Raw genomic sequence first — 17,197 nt, 5'->3', positions numbered from 1 at the left:
GTTCTGCGGGGCTCGGGAGTCCCGATATCTCTTGATATCAAGATACACGACCTGAAGGCAGATCTCCACGCCCGTCCACGATCGCGTACGGCGTGTCCTCGGCGAACTGGGTCCGGTAGAGCTCCTCGTAGCGGCCACCCGCCGTGACCAGCTCGGCGTGGGTGCCACGCTCGACGATGCGGCCGCCCTCGACCACGACGATCAGGTCCGCCGCCCGGATCGTGGAGAGCCGGTGGGCGATCACCAGGGCGGTCCGCCCGCTCAGCGCCTCGGCCAGCGCCGCCTGGACCGCCGCCTCCGAGGTGGAGTCCAGGGATGCGGTCGCCTCGTCGAGGATGACCACCCGCGGCTGCTTCAGCAGCAGCCGCGCGATCGTCAGTCGCTGCCGTTCCCCACCGGAGAGCCGGTAGCCGCGCTCCCCCACGACCGTGTCGAGCCCGTCGGGCAGGGACCGGACCAGGTCCGCGAGCCGGGCCCGGGTCACCGCGTCCCACAGCTCCTCCTCGCTCGCGCCCGGGCGGGCGAAGAGCAGGTTGCCGCGGATCGAGTCGTGGAAGAGGTGGCCGTCCTGGGTCACCATGCCGACCGCGTCGCGGATCGCCGCGGCGCTCAGGTCCCGCACGTCGGTGCCCGCCAGGCGTACGACGCCCGCGTCGACGTCGTACAGGCGGGAGACGAGCTGGGCGATCGTCGACTTGCCGGCGCCCGAGGAGCCGACCAGCGCGACGACCTGGCCGGGCTCGGCCCGCAGCGAGATCCCGTGGAGGACCTCCTCTCCCCCACGCGCGTCGAGCACCGCGACGGACTCGAGGGAGGCCAGCGAGACCTTGTCGGCCGACGGGTAGGCGAAGCGGACGTCGTCGAGCTCCACGGAGACCGGACCGTCGGGCAGGTCGCCGGCATCCGGCTTGTCCTTGATCAGCGGCTCCAGGTCGAGCACCTCGAAGACCCGGTCGAAGCTGACCAGCGCGCTCATCACGTCGACGCGCGCGCTGGCCAGGGAGGTCAGCGGCGCGTAGAGCCGGGTCAGCAGCAGCGAGAGGGCGACGACGTCACCCGCGTCGAGGCTGCCCCGGATCGCGGCGAGCCCCCCGACGCCGTACACGACGGCGACGGCGAGCGCGGAGACCAGCGTGAGCGCGGTGACGAAGGTGGTCTGCACCATGGCGGTGCGCACGCCGATCTGCGCGACGCGCTCGGCGCGGGCGGCGAACTCCGCGGACTCCTGCTCGGGACGGCCGAACAGCTTGACCAGCGTGGCGCCGGGCGCCGAGAAGCGCTCGGTCATCTGGTTGCCCATCGCGGCGTTGTGGTCGGCCGCCTCGCGCTGGATGCCGGCCAGGCGCCGGCCCATCCGGCGGGCCGGGACCACGAAGACGGGCAGCAGCACGAGCGCCAGCAGGGTGACCTGCCACGAGATGCCGAGCATCACGACGAGGGTCAGGGTCAGGGTGACGAGGTTGCCGACGACGCCCGAGAGCGTCGTGCTGAACGCCCGCTGGGCGCCGATCACGTCGTTGTTGAGCCGGCTGACCAGCGCCCCGGTGCGGGTGCGGCTGAAGAACGCCACCGGCATCCGCTGCACGTGGTCGAAGACCGCCGTCCGCAGGTCGAGGATCAGGCCCTCGCCGATCCGCGACGAGAGCCAGCGGCCGAGCAGCCCGAAGGCGGCGTCCGCGACGGCGAGGCCGGCGATGGCCAGGGCCAGACCGGTCACGAGTCCCTCGCGGTCGCCCTCGACGATCGCGTCGACGACCCGGCCGGCGAGCACGGGCGTGGCGACGGCGAGCGCGGACGTCACGACGCTGAGGACCACGAACCCGATCAGCTTGCGGCGGTGCGGGCGGGCGAAGGTGAGGATCCGCCGGGCGGTCGCCGTGCTGAAACCGCGGTCGACCTCCGGTCCGTGCATCCCCCGGTAGACCTGGTTCCAGGCGATCGACTCCATGCTCATGCAAGAGACGTTAGAACCTCAAGTCGAGTTGAGGACAAGCCGAGGATCCGATCCGGCCGCGAAGAAAAGTCGTGGCGGGTTGTCGTATCGGTCCAGGAGTGTTCGTGGAGAGGATGAGAAGCGCCCCCGAACCGGCCCAGGAGGTCACCATGCGCACCCTGATCTACACCGCCTTCGTCTCCGTCGACGGCGTCGTCCAGGCCCCCGCCCCCGAGCCCGACTACCGCAACGGCGGCTGGACCTTCCAGGGCATCGACTTCCGTGAGGAGGTCTACGAGCTCAAGGGACGCGAGCAGGAGGAGGCCGGTGCCCTGATGCTCGGCCGGGTCAGCTACCAGGCCTTCGCGCCGGTCTGGCCGAAGATGACCGAGGAGTTCCCGAAGTACAACGCGATGCCCAAGTACGTCGTGTCGACCACCCTCAAGGAGGACGACCTCGTCGACAACTGGGGTGAGACGACCATCCTGCGCTCCTTCGACGACGTCGCCGCCCTCAAGGAGACCGACGGTGCCCCGATCTCGATCCACGGCTCCGCCAGCCTCGCCCGCGGCCTCGCCGACGCCGGCCTGCTCGACCGCTACCACCTGCTGGTCTTCCCGTGGGTCCTCGGCGCCGGCAAGCGGATGTGGAGCGAGACCGACAAGGACCGCCAGAAGCTGGAGCTGGTCGAGTCCGAGGCGTACGCCAACGGGGTGCAGAAGCTCTGCTACTCGGTGGTGCGCTGAGCCTGCGGCTCGACTCAGCCGTGCAGGACGCCGTAGGCGATCTGGCCGGCACTCCTGATCGCGCCCGGCACCAGCAGCCACGCAGGGTGGACGTCGTCCAGCAGGCTGCGCGCGAGCCGCAGCCGCTGCCGATCCTTGCGTGTCATCTGGTCACCGAGGTCGAACGGGTCCTCGACCAGCGCACAGAGCAGTGCGAGGTCCCGGTAGTGACGGTCCGGCCCGGGCAGGGCCGTCGCTGCCGCCTTCCCGACGATGGCGGCCAGCAGGGTGGGCCTGGGGATGGTGCCCCGTCGCCCCTCGTGCACGACGGTGATCCGCTCGGTCCGGCCGAGCGCCTGCGTTCCGCCGGGCACCTCGATGGTTCGCCCCGGCGGAGTGGTGGTGAGGTCCGCCCGCTGCCCCAACCCCTCGGGCGCGAGTACGTCGATGACGACCGGCCGCGGCTCGGCGGGCCGGGTGTAGCGGTGGGCGAGTCCGTCGGCGCTGATCCCCTGCAACGCGAATCCCATGCCCTCGAGGCTGGTGACGACATGGGTCAGGGCGCCGGGCACGGCGCGGACGTCGGCGATCACGTCGCCGTCCTGGCTGACCTGGGGAGGGACCTGCCCGTTCTCGATGGCGTGCAGCAGCACCATCTGTCCGCCGATCAGCGCCCACGGGACGTCCAGGCGGTCGCCGAGGTCGAGGAGCGTGTGCCACAGCTCGTCGACCGGCGACGGCAGCACAGGCAGCTCGACCACCAGGGCCATCAGCGGGCCCGTTCGCGGAGCCACGCATCCAGCAGCTCGTCGAGACGAGCCACGCCGGCAGCGACCGCACGAGGCTCGTCCGACTCGAGGAGGTCCGCCGCCAGCACGGCGTCGCTCACGACTCCACCGGATGAGCCTGCGTCGGCGAACGGCCAGACCTCGCGGGGAATCCGGATCCGCAGGTTCGGTTCAGCGCCCTCGCGCAGCGCGAGCGAGCGGGCGAGGTCGGGCCACACCTCGGCGGCGACGTAGAGCTCCGGGACCGGATCGGCGAGATCGACGACGTCGAACCCCCGTCCGACCACCGCAGCGGGCCCGGCCTGCTGGAGGCCGTCGACGCGGCGCAGCCGGTCGATGGCCGCCGGGTGGGCCACGACGTCCAGGACACGGCTCCGTCCCCGGAGCGCCGCCCACCATCCGTCGGGGCCGGGGACCTGGAGGTCGGCGAGATAGCGGCGTACCTGCGACCGCGCGGGGTCCGAGAGCCATGCAGCCCGCCCACCATCGAGGAGGTCGAGCACGGCCCATGCACGCTTCGGCGCGAGGGGACGGCCGGGACGCCGCTCGCTCCGCTCCCGGCGCGCCACCTCCTCGGCCGGGATGAGCCAGGAGTTGCCGAGGCGGCGTCCGCGCAGCTCGCCTGCACGAAGGAGCTGCCGCACCCGCGAGTCGTTGACCCCGAGCCGGCGCGCCGCCTCCGCCACGTTGACCTCCACGACCACCACCTCCTTTCGACAACCATACCGGAATCGGTAGATTTGCCGAAAGGACAACGATTAGGCCGGCTGCCGCTCCAGCAACGCCACGCACTCGACGTGGTGGGTCATCGGGAACAGGTCGAACGCACGCAGCGAGGCCAGCCGGTAGCCGTGCTCGGCGAAGATCGCCACGTCGCGGGCCAACGCACCGGGGTCGCAGGCGACATAGGCGACGGCTCGGGGAGAGCGGGCGACGACCTGCTCCACGACGGCGCGTTTCGCGCCGGCGCGGGGCGGGTCCAGCACCACCAGGTCCGCGGTGTCCCACGCCCCGGGCAGGCCGCCGGCGAGCACCTCGGCGACATCACCCGGCCGGGCCAGCAGGCCCGGGCAGTTCGTCGCCGACAGGGCTGACGCGGCGGGGTCGGCCTCCACGGCCGCGACCCGGCCCTCCGGGCCGACGGCCTCCAGCAGGAAGCGGCTGAAGAGACCGACGCCGGCGTACAGGTCGAGGACCGACTCCCCCGGCTGGGGGCGCAGGGCCTCGAGCACGGCACGGACCAGCGCGGACGGCGCCCCCGGGTGGACCTGCCAGAAGCCACCGTCGGCGACCTCGAAGGCCCGCCCCTCCACGTCGTACGACGGTCCGGCGGGCGCCTCCAGCAGGCACTCGTCGACCTCGACCACCTCGTGCGAGCGGTGCTTGCGCATCCCCCGGCGGCCATCGGCGAGCGGGACGTAGCGCTGGCGGGTGCGCCAGTGCAGGCCGGCCTCGTCGCCGGGCACGGCCTCGACGACCACCTCGACATCGAGCCTGGCGACGCGACGCAGCTGCTCGCGGACGACGTCGGCCTTCAGCCGGCACTGGGCGGCGAGGTCGACGTGCTGGAAGTCGCAGCCGCCGCAGAGCCCCGGGCCGGCGTACGGGCAGGGCGCGGTGACGCGGTCCGGCGACGGAGTGAGGACCTCGACGGCGTCGGCGCGCCAGAAGCGGTCGCCGTCGGTGCCGTCGGTGACCTCCAGGACCACCCGCTCGCCGGGCAGCGCGTGCCGCACGAAGACGACCCGCTCCTCGCCGTCGGCGCCGGCGGGCACGCGGGCGACGAAGTGGCCGCCGTGGGCGACCGGTCCGACCTCAGCCTCGAAGCGGCGCCCGACCGCCGACGCGCCTCGAGCCTTCCGGGCGCGGGGACGTCGGCCGGACTGGCGGCTCACCGGGTGATCTGCCGGTCGCGCTCGTCCTCGACCCGGCCCCGGCGCAGGTCGCCGGGCCGCACCCGGTGCTCCTCGCGCTCCTCGCGCTCGACGGCGAGCTCGGAGGACCGCAGCTGGTAGGGCACCGAGGTGACCATGACGCCCGGCGTGAAGAGCAGGCGGCCCTTGAGCCGCAGGGCGGTCTGGTTGTGGAGCAGCTGCTCCCACCAGCGGCCGACGACGTACTCGGGGATGTAGACCGCGACGACGCCGCGCGGGTTGGCCTGGCGGATCGCCGTGGCGTACTCGACGATCGGCCGGATGATCTCGCGGTACGGCGAGTGGAGCACCTTGAGCGGGATGCCGGTGTTGCGGTCGTCCCACTCCTCCAGCAGCTTGGCCGTCTCCTTGTCGTCGACCGAGACGTAGACGCCCTCCAGCGCGTTCGGCCGGGTCGCCTTCGCGAAGGCGAGCGCGCGCAGGGTCGGCTTGTGCAGCTTGGAGACCAGCACGATCGCGTGCACCCGGGTCGGCAGCGCCTTGTCCGTCTCGTCGGCGGCGAGCTCCTCCGAGACCCGGTCGTAGTGCTTCTTGATCGCCTGCATCAGCAGGAAGAAGAAGCCCATCGCGAGGATCGTGATCCACGCGCCGGCGAGGAACTTGGTGATCAGCACGATCACCAGCACGACGGAGGTCAGGCCGAGCCCGAAGGTGTTGATCGCCCGCGCACGCTGCATGCGGCGTCGCTCACCCGGGTCCTTCTCGGTCGCCAGGTGCCGGCTCCAGTGCCGGATCATGCCGAGCTGGCTGAGGTTGAAGGAGACGAAGACGCCGACGATGTAGAGCTGGATCAGCTTCGTGGTCTGGGCGTCGAACAGGATGATCAGCACGATCGCCATCACGGCGAGGAACACGATGCCGTTGCTGTAGGCGAGCCGGTCGCCGCGCGACCCGAGCGCCCGCGGCGCGAACCCGTCACGGGCGAGGATCGAGCCGAGGACCGGGAAGCCGTTGAAGGCCGTGTTGGCGGCCAGGACGAGGATGATGCCGGTGACCGTGATGACGAAGTAGAAGCCCGGCGAGAAGTCCTGGAAGACGCCGTTGGCGATCTGGGAGATGACCGGGTGCTGCTGGTAGTCGTCGGCGACCGCGTCCCCGCCCGCGGTCCGCAGCTGCTCCAGCTTGTGCGGGTCGACGAACCGGATCGCCATCTGGTTGGCGAGGACGATGATGCTCATCATCATGCTGACCGCGATCAGTCCGAGCAGCAGCAGCGTCGTGGCGGCGTTCTTGCTCTTGGGGCGCTTGAACGCCGGGACGCCGTTCGAGATGGCCTCGACGCCGGTGAGCGCGGCACAGCCCGACGAGAACGCGCGGGCGAGGAGGAAGACCAGGGCGATCTGGTTCAGCGGGCCCTCCCAGCCCTCCTCCGGCCGGATGTGGAGCTCGGCGCTCTCCGCGTCGGGCAGGCTGCCGTTCAGCATGAGCACGAAGCCGTAGGCGCACATGCCGAGGATCGCGACCATGAAGAGGTACGTCGGCACCGCGAAGAAGGAGCCCGACTCGCGCACGCCCCGCAGGTTCATCGCGGTCAGCAGCACCACCGCGATCGTGGCGACGAGGACCTCGTGCCCGATCAGGTCGGGGATCGCGCTCGCGGCGTACTGCGCGGCATTGGAGATCGACACCGCCACCGTGAGCACGTAGTCCACCAGCAGCGCGCTGGCGACGGTGACGCCCGCGGTCCGGCCGAGGTTGACGGTCGCGACCTCGTAGTCGCCGCCGCCCGAGGGATAGGCGTGGACGGTCTGCCGGTACGACGCGACGACCGTGAACATCACCAGCGCGACGGCGAGGCCGATCTTCCAGGACCACGCGTAGGCGCTCGCCCCGGCGATGCCGAGCATGATGAAGACCTCGTCCGGCGCATAGGCCACGGACGAGAGCGCGTCGCTGGCGAACACTGGAAGCGCAATCCGCTTGGGGAGCAGCGTCTCCCCCAGCTGTGCGCTGCGAAGCTTGCGCCCGAGGAGGATCCGCTTCGAGACGTCACCGACACCCACGAGCGACAACGGTAGGGCATCGGGGACCCGCCGCGACGATTCACGGTGCTATAGCGTTCTCGTCGTGCACGTCGTGATCATGGGATGCGGCCGGGTCGGATCGACCTTGGCGCGCAGCCTCGAGGACCGCAACCACACCGTGTCGATCATCGACACCGAGCCCGACGCCTTCCGGCGGCTCGGTCCGGGCTTCAACGGGGACAAGATCCCCGGCATGGGCTTCGACCAGGAGGTCCTGGAGAAGGCCGGCATCCGGCGCGCCGACGCGTTCGCCGCCGTGTCCAGCGGCGACAACTCCAACATCATCGCCGCGCGCGTGGCCCGTGAGACCTTCGGGATCCAGCAGGTCGTCGCCCGGATCTACGACCCCGGCCGCGCCGAGGTCTACCAGCGGCTCGGCATCACCACGGTCGCGACGGTCAAGTGGACGGCCGACCAGGTGCTGCGCCGGATCCTCCCGGCCGGCGCCGAGCCGGACTTCCGCGACCCGTCCGGCACCATCCGGGTCGACCACATCCCCGCCCCCGAGGTGTGGGTGGGCGCGAGCGTGGGCCAGCTGCAGGAGCAGGGCCGCTGCCGGGTCGCGTGGATCGACCGGCTGGGCGAGGGCATGCTGCCCGACCGCGACAGCGTCATCCAGGAGGGCGACATGCTCCACCTGGTGACCCGCGAGCAGATCGCCGATCTCGCCTACGAGGTGCTCGGGCGCGGCCCCGAGCACTCCGACTGACCCGAGCAGACCGAGGAGACCACCCAGATGCGTGTCGCCATCGCCGGAGCCGGCGCCGTGGGTCGCTCGATCGCCCGCGAGCTGATCGAGAACGGCCACGAGGTCCTGCTCATCGACAAGTCCCCCAGCTCGATCCGTCCCGAGCGGGTCCCCGACGCGGAGTGGCTGCTGGCCGACTCCTGCGAGCTCTCGTCCCTCGAGGAGGCCCGGCTCGACAAGTGCGACGTCGTGATCGCCGCGACCGGTGACGACAAGGCCAACCTGGTGACCTCGCTGCTCGCCAAGACCGAGTTCGGCGTGCCGCGGACGGTCGGCCGCGTCAACCACCCCAACAACGAGTGGCTGTTCACCGAGGCGTGGGGCGTCGACGTCAACGTGTCGACCCCGCGCATCATGTCGGCGCTGGTCGAGGAGGCCGTGAGCGTCGGCGACCTCGTGCGGCTGTTCACCTTCCGCAAGGGCAACGCCAACCTGGTCGAGATGGTGCTGCCGGCCGACTCCCCCTACGTCGGCAAGGCGTCCGGCCTGATCCCGCTGCCGGAGAACTGCGCGCTCGTGTCCATCCTGCGCGACGGCCAGGTCTACGTGCCGACCCCGGAGCAGCCGGTCGAGTCGGGCGACGAGCTGCTGTTCGTCGTACCAGCGGAGGCCGAGGACGAGCTCGAGCGCCTGCTCGCACCGGGCTCGCACCCGAGCAAGTAGGGCTCAGGCCGCGTCGGGCTCCGGCTCCAGCGGCGTCGCGTTGCGCGCGAGCAGCCAGATCATCGCCGACCAGGACGCGATCCGCAGGATCCACCCGAGGACCGTGCGCAGCGCGAAGATCAGGGTCACCGCGAGGTCGGCGCTGATCGTCCCGCGATCGCCCATCAGCCAGATCGGCCCCTGGATCAGCACCCCGATCGCGCCCGGCAGCAGCATCACCCAGGTCAGACGGTTGCACAGCTGGACGACCTGCGGGTTGTCGTGCCACCCGACGGGGTCCTCGGCGACGGCGCCGAGCATGAACCCGAGCGCGGGCCAGCCGACGAGGCAGGACCCGCCCAGCACCACCGTGTAGGCGAGGCTGATCAGGATCCCGGGGAGGAAGAAGGCCAGCTTCTTCTCGTCCTCGGTGGCTCCGGAGCTCTCGGCCCACTGGACGAAGACCCACCCGATGCCGATGCCGAAGATCGCGTTGAAGACGTACTGGACCGAGCTGCGCTGGGCCAGGCGCAGCACCAGGGCGACGCCGGCGACGCCGAGGCTGGCGATCAGCGCCCAGCGCAGGTTGTCGGTCGGCAGCCACACGGCCGTGAAGATGAGGCCGGGCACCGCCGCCTCGACCATCCCGCGCCGCCCGCCCAGGGCCGCGGCCAGCTGGTGGCGCACCAGCGCCTCGACGGTGGCGACACCGATCTCCTGGCCGGCGGTGCGGGAGAGGGTGTGCTCGTGGTGGTGCTCGCCGGACTCGTCCACGCCGCTCACAGCAGCTCGTAGCGGGGGTTGTAGAGGATGCGGGTCGCCTCGTGGGTGCCGATCCGCCCGCTGACCTCGATCGCACGCCCCGGGCCGATGCCGGCGATGCGCCGCCGGCCGAGCCAGATCACGGTGACCGTGCCCGTGCCGTCGTACAGCTCCGCCTCCAGGGCCGGTACGCCGCCGCGGGGACGCAGGGTCACCGTGCGCAGGGTGCCGCGCAGCCGCACCGGGGCGCGGTCGGGCGCGTCACCGATGCAGACGACGCCCTCGCGGGTGAACGTCCTGCGCAGGTCGCGGGCGTCGGCCTCGTCGTTGTTCGCCCACTTGCTGATGGTCCGCCGGAGGCGGCTCTTGGTGCCCATGGAGCCCTCTGCTCAGCTCGCGGGGACGGCCTTCGACTGCGCGCCGTCGGGCAGCGACAGCGGGAGCTGCTCGCCCACCGGCATCGCATGCGCGCCGCGGCGCACGGCCAGCTGCTCGATCGCGGCCTCCCACTCCTGGGCGGCCTCCGGCTCGCGGGCCGGCTCCCCCAGGAAGGTGGCCCGCAGCAGCCAGCGCGGGCCGTTGACACCGATCACGCGCGAGGTCTGGGTGCCGGTCTGGCCGTCGGGGCGGGTCATCCGCACCTCGCAGACCAGCTCGGTGCCGAACTTGCCCTCGCGCTCGGTCGCCGTGCCGCCGCGGCGGGCGGCGTCGGCGGCGATCTGCGGACGGATGTCGCTCCAGAGGTCACCGTTGCGGGGCGCCGCGAAGGCGCGCAGCTCGAGGGCGCCGGCGTCGGTCGCCAGCAGCACCGCCCGGACCTCGCCGGACTTCTCGTCCACCTGGACCCGCAGCTCGCGGTCCGGCAGCGGCGCGACCAGCAGCGATCCCAGGTCCAGCCGGGCCAGTCCGTCGTCGGGCAGCTCGTCGACGTCGTAGGGACCGGTGGCCGCCTCGGCGGCCGGACGGGTGGGTGCCTCGTCGGTCGTGTCGTCCACCACGGACTCGTCCGTGGTGACCCCCTTGCGCCGCAACCTCACGTTGCTCTCCTCCTCGGGCTCTGGCGAGCCGATCGTCAGGTTCCTCCGAACCCACCGGTAGAACCGTAGCCGCCGCCCCCACGGACGCTGTCCGGAAGGGTGTCGACCGCCACGAACGCGGCCCGCTCGTAGCGCTGGATCACCAGCTGCGCGATCCGGTCGCCGCGCCGGAGCGCGATCGTCTCGGCCGGGTCGTGGTTGATGAGCAGCACCTTGATCTCTCCACGGTAGCCCGCGTCCACGGTGCCCGGGGTGTTCACGATCGACAACCCGTGGCGCGCGGCCAGGCCGGAGCGCGGATGCACCAGGGCGACGTACCCGTCGGGAAGCGCGATGGCGATCCCGGTCGGCACCAGGGCCCGCTCGCCGGGGGCGAGGGTCACGTCGACGGTGGACACCAGGTCCGCGCCCGCGTCGCCCGGGTGGGCGTAGGCCGGGAGCGGCAGGTCGGGGTCGAGCTGCTGGACGGCGATCTCGAGGTCGGTCGGCACGGGGAGACCCTAGATCACGACGTCTCGGGTGCGGATGGGATCATCCTCCGCGTGACATCGAGTGCACCGGCCTACACCGAGCGCCTGCGCGTCCCGTTGCGCTGGTGGGCCCAGGGCACCATGTTCATCGCGACCTTCTGGCTGGCCATGGTCGTCGCGCTCGACGCCAAGGCGCCGCTGCTGCCGTGGATCATCACCGGCATCCTGCTGGCCCTGCTCGCCCTCTTCCTGCGGTCGTACGGCGACGCGCGGCTCGTCGTGGCCGACGGCTGGTTCCGCGCCGGGCGGGCCCGGATCGAGGTCGTCCACCTCGGCCCGGCCGAGGCGCTGGACGACGACGCCACCCGGCACGTCTCGGGCCCGGGTGCGGACGCCCGGGCGTTCCTCGTGCTGCGGCCCTACCTGAAGCAGTCGGTCAAGGTCGAGATCACCGACCCGGCCGACCCGGCGCCGTACTGGCTGGTGAGCTCGCGGCACCCGCAGGCGCTGGCGGGCGCGATCAACGCGGCACGCGGTACGCAGGAGTAGCGACGACGCGGGCCCGATAGGGTCGGTCCCATGGCAAAGGACAGCTCCAAGGTCTGGTCGGCGTTCTCGCTCGTGTCGGCCCTCGGCTCGGCAGCGGTGGCGAAGAAGGCTCTCGACGGCGGCTGGAAGGCCGCGACCGGCAAGCAGCCCCCGGCCAACCCGGCGGACCCGGACGTCGACTTCTGGGAGGCGGTCGCCTGGGCGGCGGCCAGCGGCACGTTCGTCGCGCTGGCGAAGATGTTCGCCCAGCGGAGGGCGGCGGGCTACTACCTCAAGTCGACCGGTGAGCTGCCGCCGGGGTTGCGCAAGGACGTCTGAGCGACGTCCTGCGCCGACCCGGTCCGGTGGACCGGGTCAGGCGCAGTCGAAGCAGATCATCTTCTTGGAGTCAGCGAGCTGGCTCCGGTGGTGCACGAGGAAGCAGCTCATGCAGGTGAACTCGTCATCCTGCTTGGGCTTCACCTCGACGGCGAGCTCCTCGTGCGAGAGGTCGGCGCCGGGCAGCTCGAACGACTCGGCGGCCTCCGTCTCGTCCTCGTCGACCTTGCCCGAGTTCTTGTCGTGGCGGCGAGCCTTGAGCTCTTCGATGCTCTCCTCGGACTGCTCGTCCTCGTTCTTGCGCGGTGCGTCGTAGTCAGTCGCCATGACGTGTCCTCTCCCCTCAGTGAGCCGCGTCCGGCACGGTCCTGTGTGCGGTACGGCGCGGCAGATTGTGCACCATGGGCGACGGGTTGCGACACCCGGGTTGGTGCGAGTCGCCTGAACAGTTCGAAAAGGCCGGCTATTCCCGCACCAGGCCTGCTGTCCGTACGGCGGACAGGAGCTCCTCGAAGCCGTGATCCGGGCCACACACGACGGCCGTCCGGCCACCCGCTCCGGTGGCCAGCTCGAGGCGCGCGCCGGCCAGCCGGGCGATCAGCCCCGCGGCGGCGTGGTCCCAGAGGTTGACCCCCTCCTCGACGTACCCGTCGAGGGTGCCGGAGGCCACCCGGCACAGGTCGATCGCGCAGGACCCGGAGCGACGGATGTCGCGCACCTCGGGCAGCAGCCGGGCGACCGCGGCCGCCTGGATCGCCCGCATGTCGCTGGAGTAGCTGAACCCCGTGGCGACCAGCCGGTGGGCCAGCGGGGCCGGTCCGCGCACGGCCAGCGGGACGCCGTCGCGGGTCGGCACTCCCCCGCGGCAGCCGGCGTACACCTCCTGCTTGGCGACGTCGGCGACGACGCCGGCGACGACCTCGCCGTCGAGCTCGGCGGCGATGGAGACGGCGTACTCGGGGATGCCGTAGAGAAAGTTCACGGTGCCGTCGATCGGGTCGACGATCCAGCGCACGCCCGAGCTGCCCTCGATGTCGTCGCCCTCCTCGCCGAGGAAGGCGTCGTCCGGCCGGGCGGCGAGGATGCGGGCGCGGATCAGCTCCTCGGACGCCCTGTCGGCGGCGGTGACGACGTCGATGTCACTGGACTTCGTCGCGGCCACCTCGATCGTGCCGGCGGCGTGCCGGCGGACCAGCGCGGCGGCCTCGTCGGCCGTCGCGAGGGCGAGCTGCAGCAGGTCCTCGGGAGACGGCCGGCTCACGCGTCTGCCCGCTCCCCGAGGCAGCAGCCGACCGGGCAGCGGTCGTGGGACGGGCCGCGGACTCCCAGCGCCGGCCGCGCGACGTCCTCGCCCCGCTCGACCGCCGCGCGCTCCTCGACCAGCTCGCGCAGCGCCGTGACGAACGCGGGGTGCACCCCGGCCGAGGCGGCCCGCCGGGCCTCGATGCCGAGCTTCGCGGCCGTCGCGAGCGCCTCGGTGTCGAGGTCGTAGACGACCTCCATGTGGTCGGAGACGAACCCGACGGGCACCAGCACGACCGCGGGCACCCCCTCGGCCGCCAGCTCCTCGAGCCGGTCGTTGACGTCGGGCTCCAGCCACGGCGTGCGCGGGGAGCCGGACCGCGAGCAGTAGACCAGCTCGTGCTCCCGCTCGACCCCGGTCGCCTCCCGGACGGCCGCGGCGACCGTGGCCGCGACGTCGAGGTGCTGGCCGACGTACGCGCTGCCCTCCGCCCGTCGCGCCGGAGGGCCGCTGCTGTCGCTCATCGCAGTCGGGATGGAGTGGGTGACGAAGACCAGGCGGGCCTGGTCGCGCACACCGTCGGGCAGGTCGGCCAGGGCCGCGAGCACGCCGTCGGTGTTGGCGGCGACGAAGCCCGGGTGGTTGAAGTAGGCGCGGACCTTGTCGATGCGGGGTGGCTCGACGTCGCCGGGGAGCGCGGCGAGCGCGTCGTCGATGTTGTCCCAGTACTGCCGGCAGCTCGACCAGGAGGAGTACGCCGACGTGGCGATGCACAGCACGCGCCGCCGGCCGTCCGCGGCCAGCTGCGCGACCGTGTCCGGCAGGTAGGGCTCCCAGTTGCGGTTGCCCCAGTACACCGGCAGGTCGATCCCGGCGGCGGCGAGCTCGGCCTCGAGGGCCGCGATCAGCGCCTTGTTCTGGTCGTTGATCGGCGACTTCCCCCCGAAGAGGAAGTAGTGCTGGCCGACCTCCTCGAGGCGCTCGCGCGGGATCCCGCGGCCGCGGGTGACGTTCTCGAGGAACGGGACCACGTCCTCGGGCTTCTCGGGACCACCGAAGGAGAGCAGGAGCAGGGCGTCGTACGGATCCGGATTCGGCACGGGCCCATCGTAGGGAGCAGGATGACGGCGCAATGTTGCAGACCTATCGCCAGATCTTCACCCCGGCCACCACGCTGTTCAGCCTGACCGGCCTCGTCGCACGCCTCCCGATCTCGATGGTGGGCCTCGGCATCGTGCTGCTGGCCGAGCACGAGACCGGCTCCTACGGCTTCGCCGGCTCGGTGTCGGCGGTCGCGCTGATCGCCAACGCGGTCTTCGCCATCCCGCAGGGCCGGCTCATCGACCGCCTCGGCCAGGGCCGGGTGCTGGCCGTCGTCATCACGGTGTGGGGCGTCGGCCTCGCGCTGGCGATGGGCTCGCTCGAGTGGGACTGGCCGCGCTGGTCGACGTACGTGCTGGCGGCGGTCGCGGGAGCCTCGCTCCCCTCGGTCGGGACCTGCGTGCGGGCCCGGTGGTCCCACACGCTCGCTGACCAGCCCGAGCGGCTGCACACCGCCTTCTCGTTCGAGGCCGTCGCCGACGAGACCGTCTTCCTCGTCGGCCCGATCGCGGTCACGATGCTCGCCACCGGCGTGCACCCGGCCGCCGGCCTGGCCGCCGCGCTGGTCGCGGGCACGGTCGGGACCTATGTCTTCGCCGGGCAGCGCGGCACCGAGCCGCCGGTCCACCCGCGCGAGGCGGCGACCGGTGCCCGGCCCCCGATCCCGTGGGCGGCGATCGCGCCGTTGACGGTCGTCGCCGCCGCCCTCGGCGTGCTCTTCGGCGCCGCGGAGGTGGTCACGGTCGCCTTCGCCGAGGAGGAGGGCCACAAGGCCGCCTCCGGCTTCCTGCTCGCGATCTGGGCGCTCGGCAGCCTGCTCGCCGGCCTCGTCTCGGGCGCGATCTCCTGGCGGCGCGGTCCGCTGGTCCGGCTCCGTTGGGGAGCGCTCGGGATGGTCGTGGCGATGGCGCCGCTGCCCTTCGTCCCGTCGCTGCCGGTCATGGGTGCGGTCCTGCTGGTCGGCGGCCTCGCCATCTCCCCCACCCTGATCGCCGCGATGTCGCTGGCCGAGCAGGTGCTGCCCGCGGCCCGGCTGACCGAGGGCATGGCCTTCATCCAGACCGGGCTGGCGGCCGGCCTCGCCCCCGGCGCCGCCGTCGCCGGCGTCGTCATCGACGCGCACGGCGCCTCGCCGGCGTACGTCGTCTGCGCCGCCGGTGGGCTGCTCGCACTCCTGGGCGCGGTGGCCACCCGGCTCCCGGCTAACCTCCCGGACCATGAGCAGCAGCTGGCGTAACTGGTCCGGGCTGGAGTCGGCGAGCGGCCTGCAGCCGGTCTCCCCCGCCGACGCGGCCGAGGTCGCCGACGTCGTCACCCGCGCCCGCGCCGCCGGCCGGACCGTGAAGGCGGCCGGCACCGGGCACAGCTTCACCGGCATCGCCGCCCCGCAGCACGTCCACCTGCTGCCCGACCGGATGCGCGGGATCGTCGCCGTCGACCGCGACGCGATGACCGTGACGGCCCTCGCCGGAACCCAGCTCAAGGTGTTCAACGCCGAGCTCGAGCAGCTCGGGCTGAGCCTGCACAACATGGGCGACATCGCCGAGCAGACCCTGGCGGGCGCCGTCTCGACCGGCACCCACGGCACGGGCGGGCGGGCCGCCGGGCTCGCCGCGCAGGTGGTCGGCTTCGAGCTGGTCACCGGCGCCGGCGAAGTGCTGCGTGCCTCGACCGCCGAGAACGCCGACCTGCTCGACCTCGGGCGGGTCGGCCTCGGCGCGCTCGGCGTGCTCACCACGCTGACCTTCGCCGTCGAGCCGCTCTTCCTGCTGCGCGCGGAGGAGCAGCCGATGTCGTGGGACGACGCGATGGCGGCCTTCGACGACCTGACCGCGGCGCACGACCACGTCGACATGTACTGGTTCCCGCACTCCGACCGGATGCTCACCAAGCGCAACACCCGGGTCGGCACCGACCTGACGGCCGCGGAGCCGCTCGCCCGCTGGCGGGCGTGGCTCGACGACGACCTCCTGTCCAACACGGTCTTCGGCGCGCAGACGGCGCTGCTCAACCGGGTCCCCCGCGCGATCCCGGCCGCCAACCGGTTCGCCTCGCGCCTGCTCGGCCCGCGCACCTACACCGACGTCGCCCACCGGGTCTTCACGACCGATCGCCGGGTCGTCTTCCGGGAGATGGAGTACGCCGTCCCGCGCGCCGCGGGCCTCGACGCGCTGCGGGAGTGCCGCACCGCCTTCGAGCGCTCCGGCCTCGCCGTGTCCTTCCCGGTCGAGATCCGCGTCGCGCCCGCCGACGACGTCGCGATGTCGACCTCGTTCGGCCGCGACTCCTTCTACCTGGCCTTCCACACCCACCGCGGCGCCGACCACTCCGCCTACTTCGCGCTGATGGAGGCGATCATGCGCGACCACGACGGACGACCGCACTGGGGCAAGCTGCACCACCTCGAGGCCGGCGACCTCGCCGACCGCTACCCCCGCTTCGGCGAGTTCACCGCGCTGCGCGATCGCCTCGACCCCGACCGGGTCCTCACCAACCCCTACCTGGACCGGGTGCTCGGCGCGTGACCCGGGCCGAGTGTCCCTGCGGCTCCGGTCGTGGGTACGACGCGTGCTGCGGCCCGTTCCACCGCGGGGCCGCGACGCCGGCGACCGCCGAGGAGCTGATGCGCTCGCGCTACTCCGCGTTCGTGGCCGGCCTGGCGTCGTACCTGCTGGCGACGTGGCACCCGGCGACCCGCCCGGAGTCCCTCGAACTCGACGACGGGGTGCGGTGGACCGGGCTCGAGGTGCTGGCGGCCGCGGACGGCGGGCCGGACGACCGGCGCGGGACGGTCGAGTTCCGGGCGTCCTTCGTCGAGGACGGCCGGGAGCGCACCCTGCACGAGGTGAGCCGGTTCCGGCGCGACGGCGAGGGCTGGCAGTACGTGCGTGGGAGGGCGACGTGGAGCTGACCGCCGCGCTCG

At 72.5% G+C, this 17,197-nt stretch carries 20 protein-coding genes; 8 read left to right on the top strand and 12 right to left on the bottom strand.

The window, feature by feature from the left end; genetic code table 11:
- Positions 1–37: 37 nt before the first annotated feature.
- Entirely contained in the window at positions 38–1,948 is a 1,911-nt protein-coding gene (locus BJ993_RS20895; RefSeq protein ID WP_373366970.1) for an ABC transporter ATP-binding protein, read from the bottom strand.
- Positions 1,949–2,103: 155 nt separating this feature from the next.
- Between BJ993_RS20895 and BJ993_RS20890 the strand changes: the two genes are divergently transcribed.
- Positions 2,104–2,679 carry a dihydrofolate reductase family protein gene (locus tag BJ993_RS20890; RefSeq protein ID WP_036542650.1) on the top strand — a complete coding sequence of 192 codons (576 nt, stop codon included), beginning with the start codon at positions 2,104–2,106 and terminating at the stop codon, positions 2,677–2,679.
- Positions 2,680–2,693: 14 nt separating this feature from the next.
- Here the strand turns inward: BJ993_RS20890 and BJ993_RS20885 are convergent, their stop codons facing one another.
- Genes BJ993_RS20885 through BJ993_RS20870 form a run of 4 tightly spaced genes read right to left on the bottom strand, consistent with a single transcriptional unit; the run spans position 2,694 to position 7,383 of the window.
- The gene (locus BJ993_RS20885) at positions 2,694–3,452 is read right to left on the bottom strand and encodes a hypothetical protein (protein ID WP_179650995.1); all 759 of its coding nucleotides are present in this window, start codon (positions 3,450–3,452) and stop codon (positions 2,694–2,696) included.
- A complete protein-coding gene (locus tag BJ993_RS20880) occupies positions 3,428–4,144 on the bottom strand; it encodes an excisionase family DNA-binding protein (protein WP_179650993.1) in 717 nt (238 codons plus the stop codon). The genes BJ993_RS20885 and BJ993_RS20880 overlap by 25 nt, the downstream gene beginning before the upstream one ends.
- 60 nt (positions 4,145–4,204) lie before the next feature.
- Positions 4,205–5,341, bottom strand: coding sequence for a class I SAM-dependent RNA methyltransferase (locus BJ993_RS20875; protein WP_179650991.1), 1,137 nt, complete (start codon positions 5,339–5,341; stop codon positions 4,205–4,207).
- Entirely contained in the window at positions 5,338–7,383 is a 2,046-nt protein-coding gene (locus BJ993_RS20870) for an APC family permease (RefSeq protein WP_179650990.1), read from the bottom strand. The genes BJ993_RS20875 and BJ993_RS20870 overlap by 4 nt, the downstream gene beginning before the upstream one ends.
- A gap of 64 nt (positions 7,384–7,447) precedes the next feature.
- On the opposite strand from BJ993_RS20870, the gene BJ993_RS20865 reads away from it, so the two are divergent.
- Together BJ993_RS20865 and BJ993_RS20860 are read left to right on the top strand one after the other, a co-directional pair.
- The gene (locus tag BJ993_RS20865; protein WP_036542640.1) at positions 7,448–8,113 is read left to right on the top strand and encodes a potassium channel family protein; all 666 of its coding nucleotides are present in this window, start codon (positions 7,448–7,450) and stop codon (positions 8,111–8,113) included.
- A 27-nt stretch (positions 8,114–8,140) separates the two neighbouring features.
- Positions 8,141–8,815, top strand: coding sequence for a potassium channel family protein (locus BJ993_RS20860; protein WP_036542638.1), 675 nt, complete (start codon positions 8,141–8,143; stop codon positions 8,813–8,815).
- A 3-nt stretch (positions 8,816–8,818) separates the two neighbouring features.
- Here BJ993_RS20860 and BJ993_RS20855 read toward each other — a convergent pair whose 3' ends face one another.
- Genes BJ993_RS20855 through dut form a run of 4 tightly spaced genes read right to left on the bottom strand, consistent with a single transcriptional unit; the run spans position 8,819 to position 11,084 of the window.
- Positions 8,819–9,577, bottom strand: a complete 759-nt coding sequence (locus BJ993_RS20855) for a DUF3159 domain-containing protein (protein WP_242530633.1) — start codon at positions 9,575–9,577, stop codon at positions 8,819–8,821.
- Entirely contained in the window at positions 9,574–9,933 is a 360-nt protein-coding gene (locus BJ993_RS20850) for an OB-fold nucleic acid binding domain-containing protein (protein ID WP_036542636.1), read from the bottom strand. The genes BJ993_RS20855 and BJ993_RS20850 overlap by 4 nt, the downstream gene beginning before the upstream one ends.
- A 12-nt stretch (positions 9,934–9,945) precedes the next feature.
- The gene (locus tag BJ993_RS20845) at positions 9,946–10,593 is read right to left on the bottom strand and encodes a DUF3710 domain-containing protein (RefSeq protein ID WP_036542635.1); all 648 of its coding nucleotides are present in this window, start codon (positions 10,591–10,593) and stop codon (positions 9,946–9,948) included.
- Between the two features lie 35 nt (positions 10,594–10,628).
- A complete protein-coding gene (gene dut / locus BJ993_RS20840) occupies positions 10,629–11,084 on the bottom strand; it encodes a dUTP diphosphatase (RefSeq protein WP_036542634.1) in 456 nt (151 codons plus the stop codon).
- A 51-nt stretch (positions 11,085–11,135) separates the two neighbouring features.
- Between dut and BJ993_RS20835 the strand changes: the two genes are divergently transcribed.
- Together BJ993_RS20835 and BJ993_RS20830 are read left to right on the top strand one after the other, a co-directional pair.
- Entirely contained in the window at positions 11,136–11,612 is a 477-nt protein-coding gene (locus BJ993_RS20835; protein WP_179650989.1) for a DUF3093 domain-containing protein, read from the top strand.
- A 30-nt stretch (positions 11,613–11,642) separates the two neighbouring features.
- Positions 11,643–11,930 carry a DUF4235 domain-containing protein gene (locus BJ993_RS20830; protein WP_036542631.1) on the top strand — a complete coding sequence of 96 codons (288 nt, stop codon included), beginning with the start codon at positions 11,643–11,645 and terminating at the stop codon, positions 11,928–11,930.
- A gap of 36 nt (positions 11,931–11,966) precedes the next feature.
- Here the strand turns inward: BJ993_RS20830 and BJ993_RS20825 are convergent, their stop codons facing one another.
- The 3 genes from BJ993_RS20825 to BJ993_RS20815 all read right to left on the bottom strand — a co-directional run bounded on the left by BJ993_RS20825 (position 11,967) and on the right by BJ993_RS20815 (position 14,273).
- Positions 11,967–12,257 (bottom strand): DUF4193 domain-containing protein, encoded by a 291-nt coding sequence (locus BJ993_RS20825; RefSeq protein WP_036542629.1) that lies wholly within the window; start codon positions 12,255–12,257, stop codon positions 11,967–11,969.
- A gap of 136 nt (positions 12,258–12,393) precedes the next feature.
- Complete coding sequence (locus tag BJ993_RS20820) at positions 12,394–13,191, bottom strand: inositol monophosphatase family protein (RefSeq protein WP_036542627.1); 798 nt, start codon at positions 13,189–13,191, stop codon at positions 12,394–12,396.
- Complete coding sequence (locus tag BJ993_RS20815) at positions 13,188–14,273, bottom strand: ferrochelatase (RefSeq protein WP_179650988.1); 1,086 nt, start codon at positions 14,271–14,273, stop codon at positions 13,188–13,190. Before BJ993_RS20815 ends, BJ993_RS20820 begins: the two co-directional genes overlap by 4 nt.
- A 32-nt stretch (positions 14,274–14,305) precedes the next feature.
- Here BJ993_RS20815 and BJ993_RS20810 point away from each other — a divergent pair, with 32 nt between their 5' ends.
- From BJ993_RS20810 to BJ993_RS20800, 3 genes are read left to right on the top strand one after another with little or no spacing between them, the layout of a single operon-like run.
- Positions 14,306–15,511: an MFS transporter gene (locus BJ993_RS20810; protein ID WP_179650987.1), complete on the top strand. Its 1,206-nt coding sequence runs from the start codon at positions 14,306–14,308 to the stop codon at positions 15,509–15,511.
- Complete coding sequence (locus BJ993_RS20805; protein WP_179650986.1) at positions 15,492–16,799, top strand: D-arabinono-1,4-lactone oxidase; 1,308 nt, start codon at positions 15,492–15,494, stop codon at positions 16,797–16,799. The genes BJ993_RS20810 and BJ993_RS20805 overlap by 20 nt, the downstream gene beginning before the upstream one ends.
- On the top strand, positions 16,796–17,185 hold the full coding sequence (locus BJ993_RS20800; RefSeq protein ID WP_179650984.1) for a YchJ family protein: 390 nt from the start codon (positions 16,796–16,798) through the stop codon (positions 17,183–17,185). The genes BJ993_RS20805 and BJ993_RS20800 overlap by 4 nt, the downstream gene beginning before the upstream one ends.
- Positions 17,186–17,197 lie beyond the last annotated feature (12 nt).

It is taken from the genome of Nocardioides aromaticivorans, from assembly GCF_013408525.1.
Taxonomy (GTDB): Bacteria; Actinomycetota; Actinomycetes; order Propionibacteriales; family Nocardioidaceae; genus Nocardioides; species Nocardioides aromaticivorans.
This window is presented reverse-complemented; position numbering and strand designations above follow the sequence as displayed.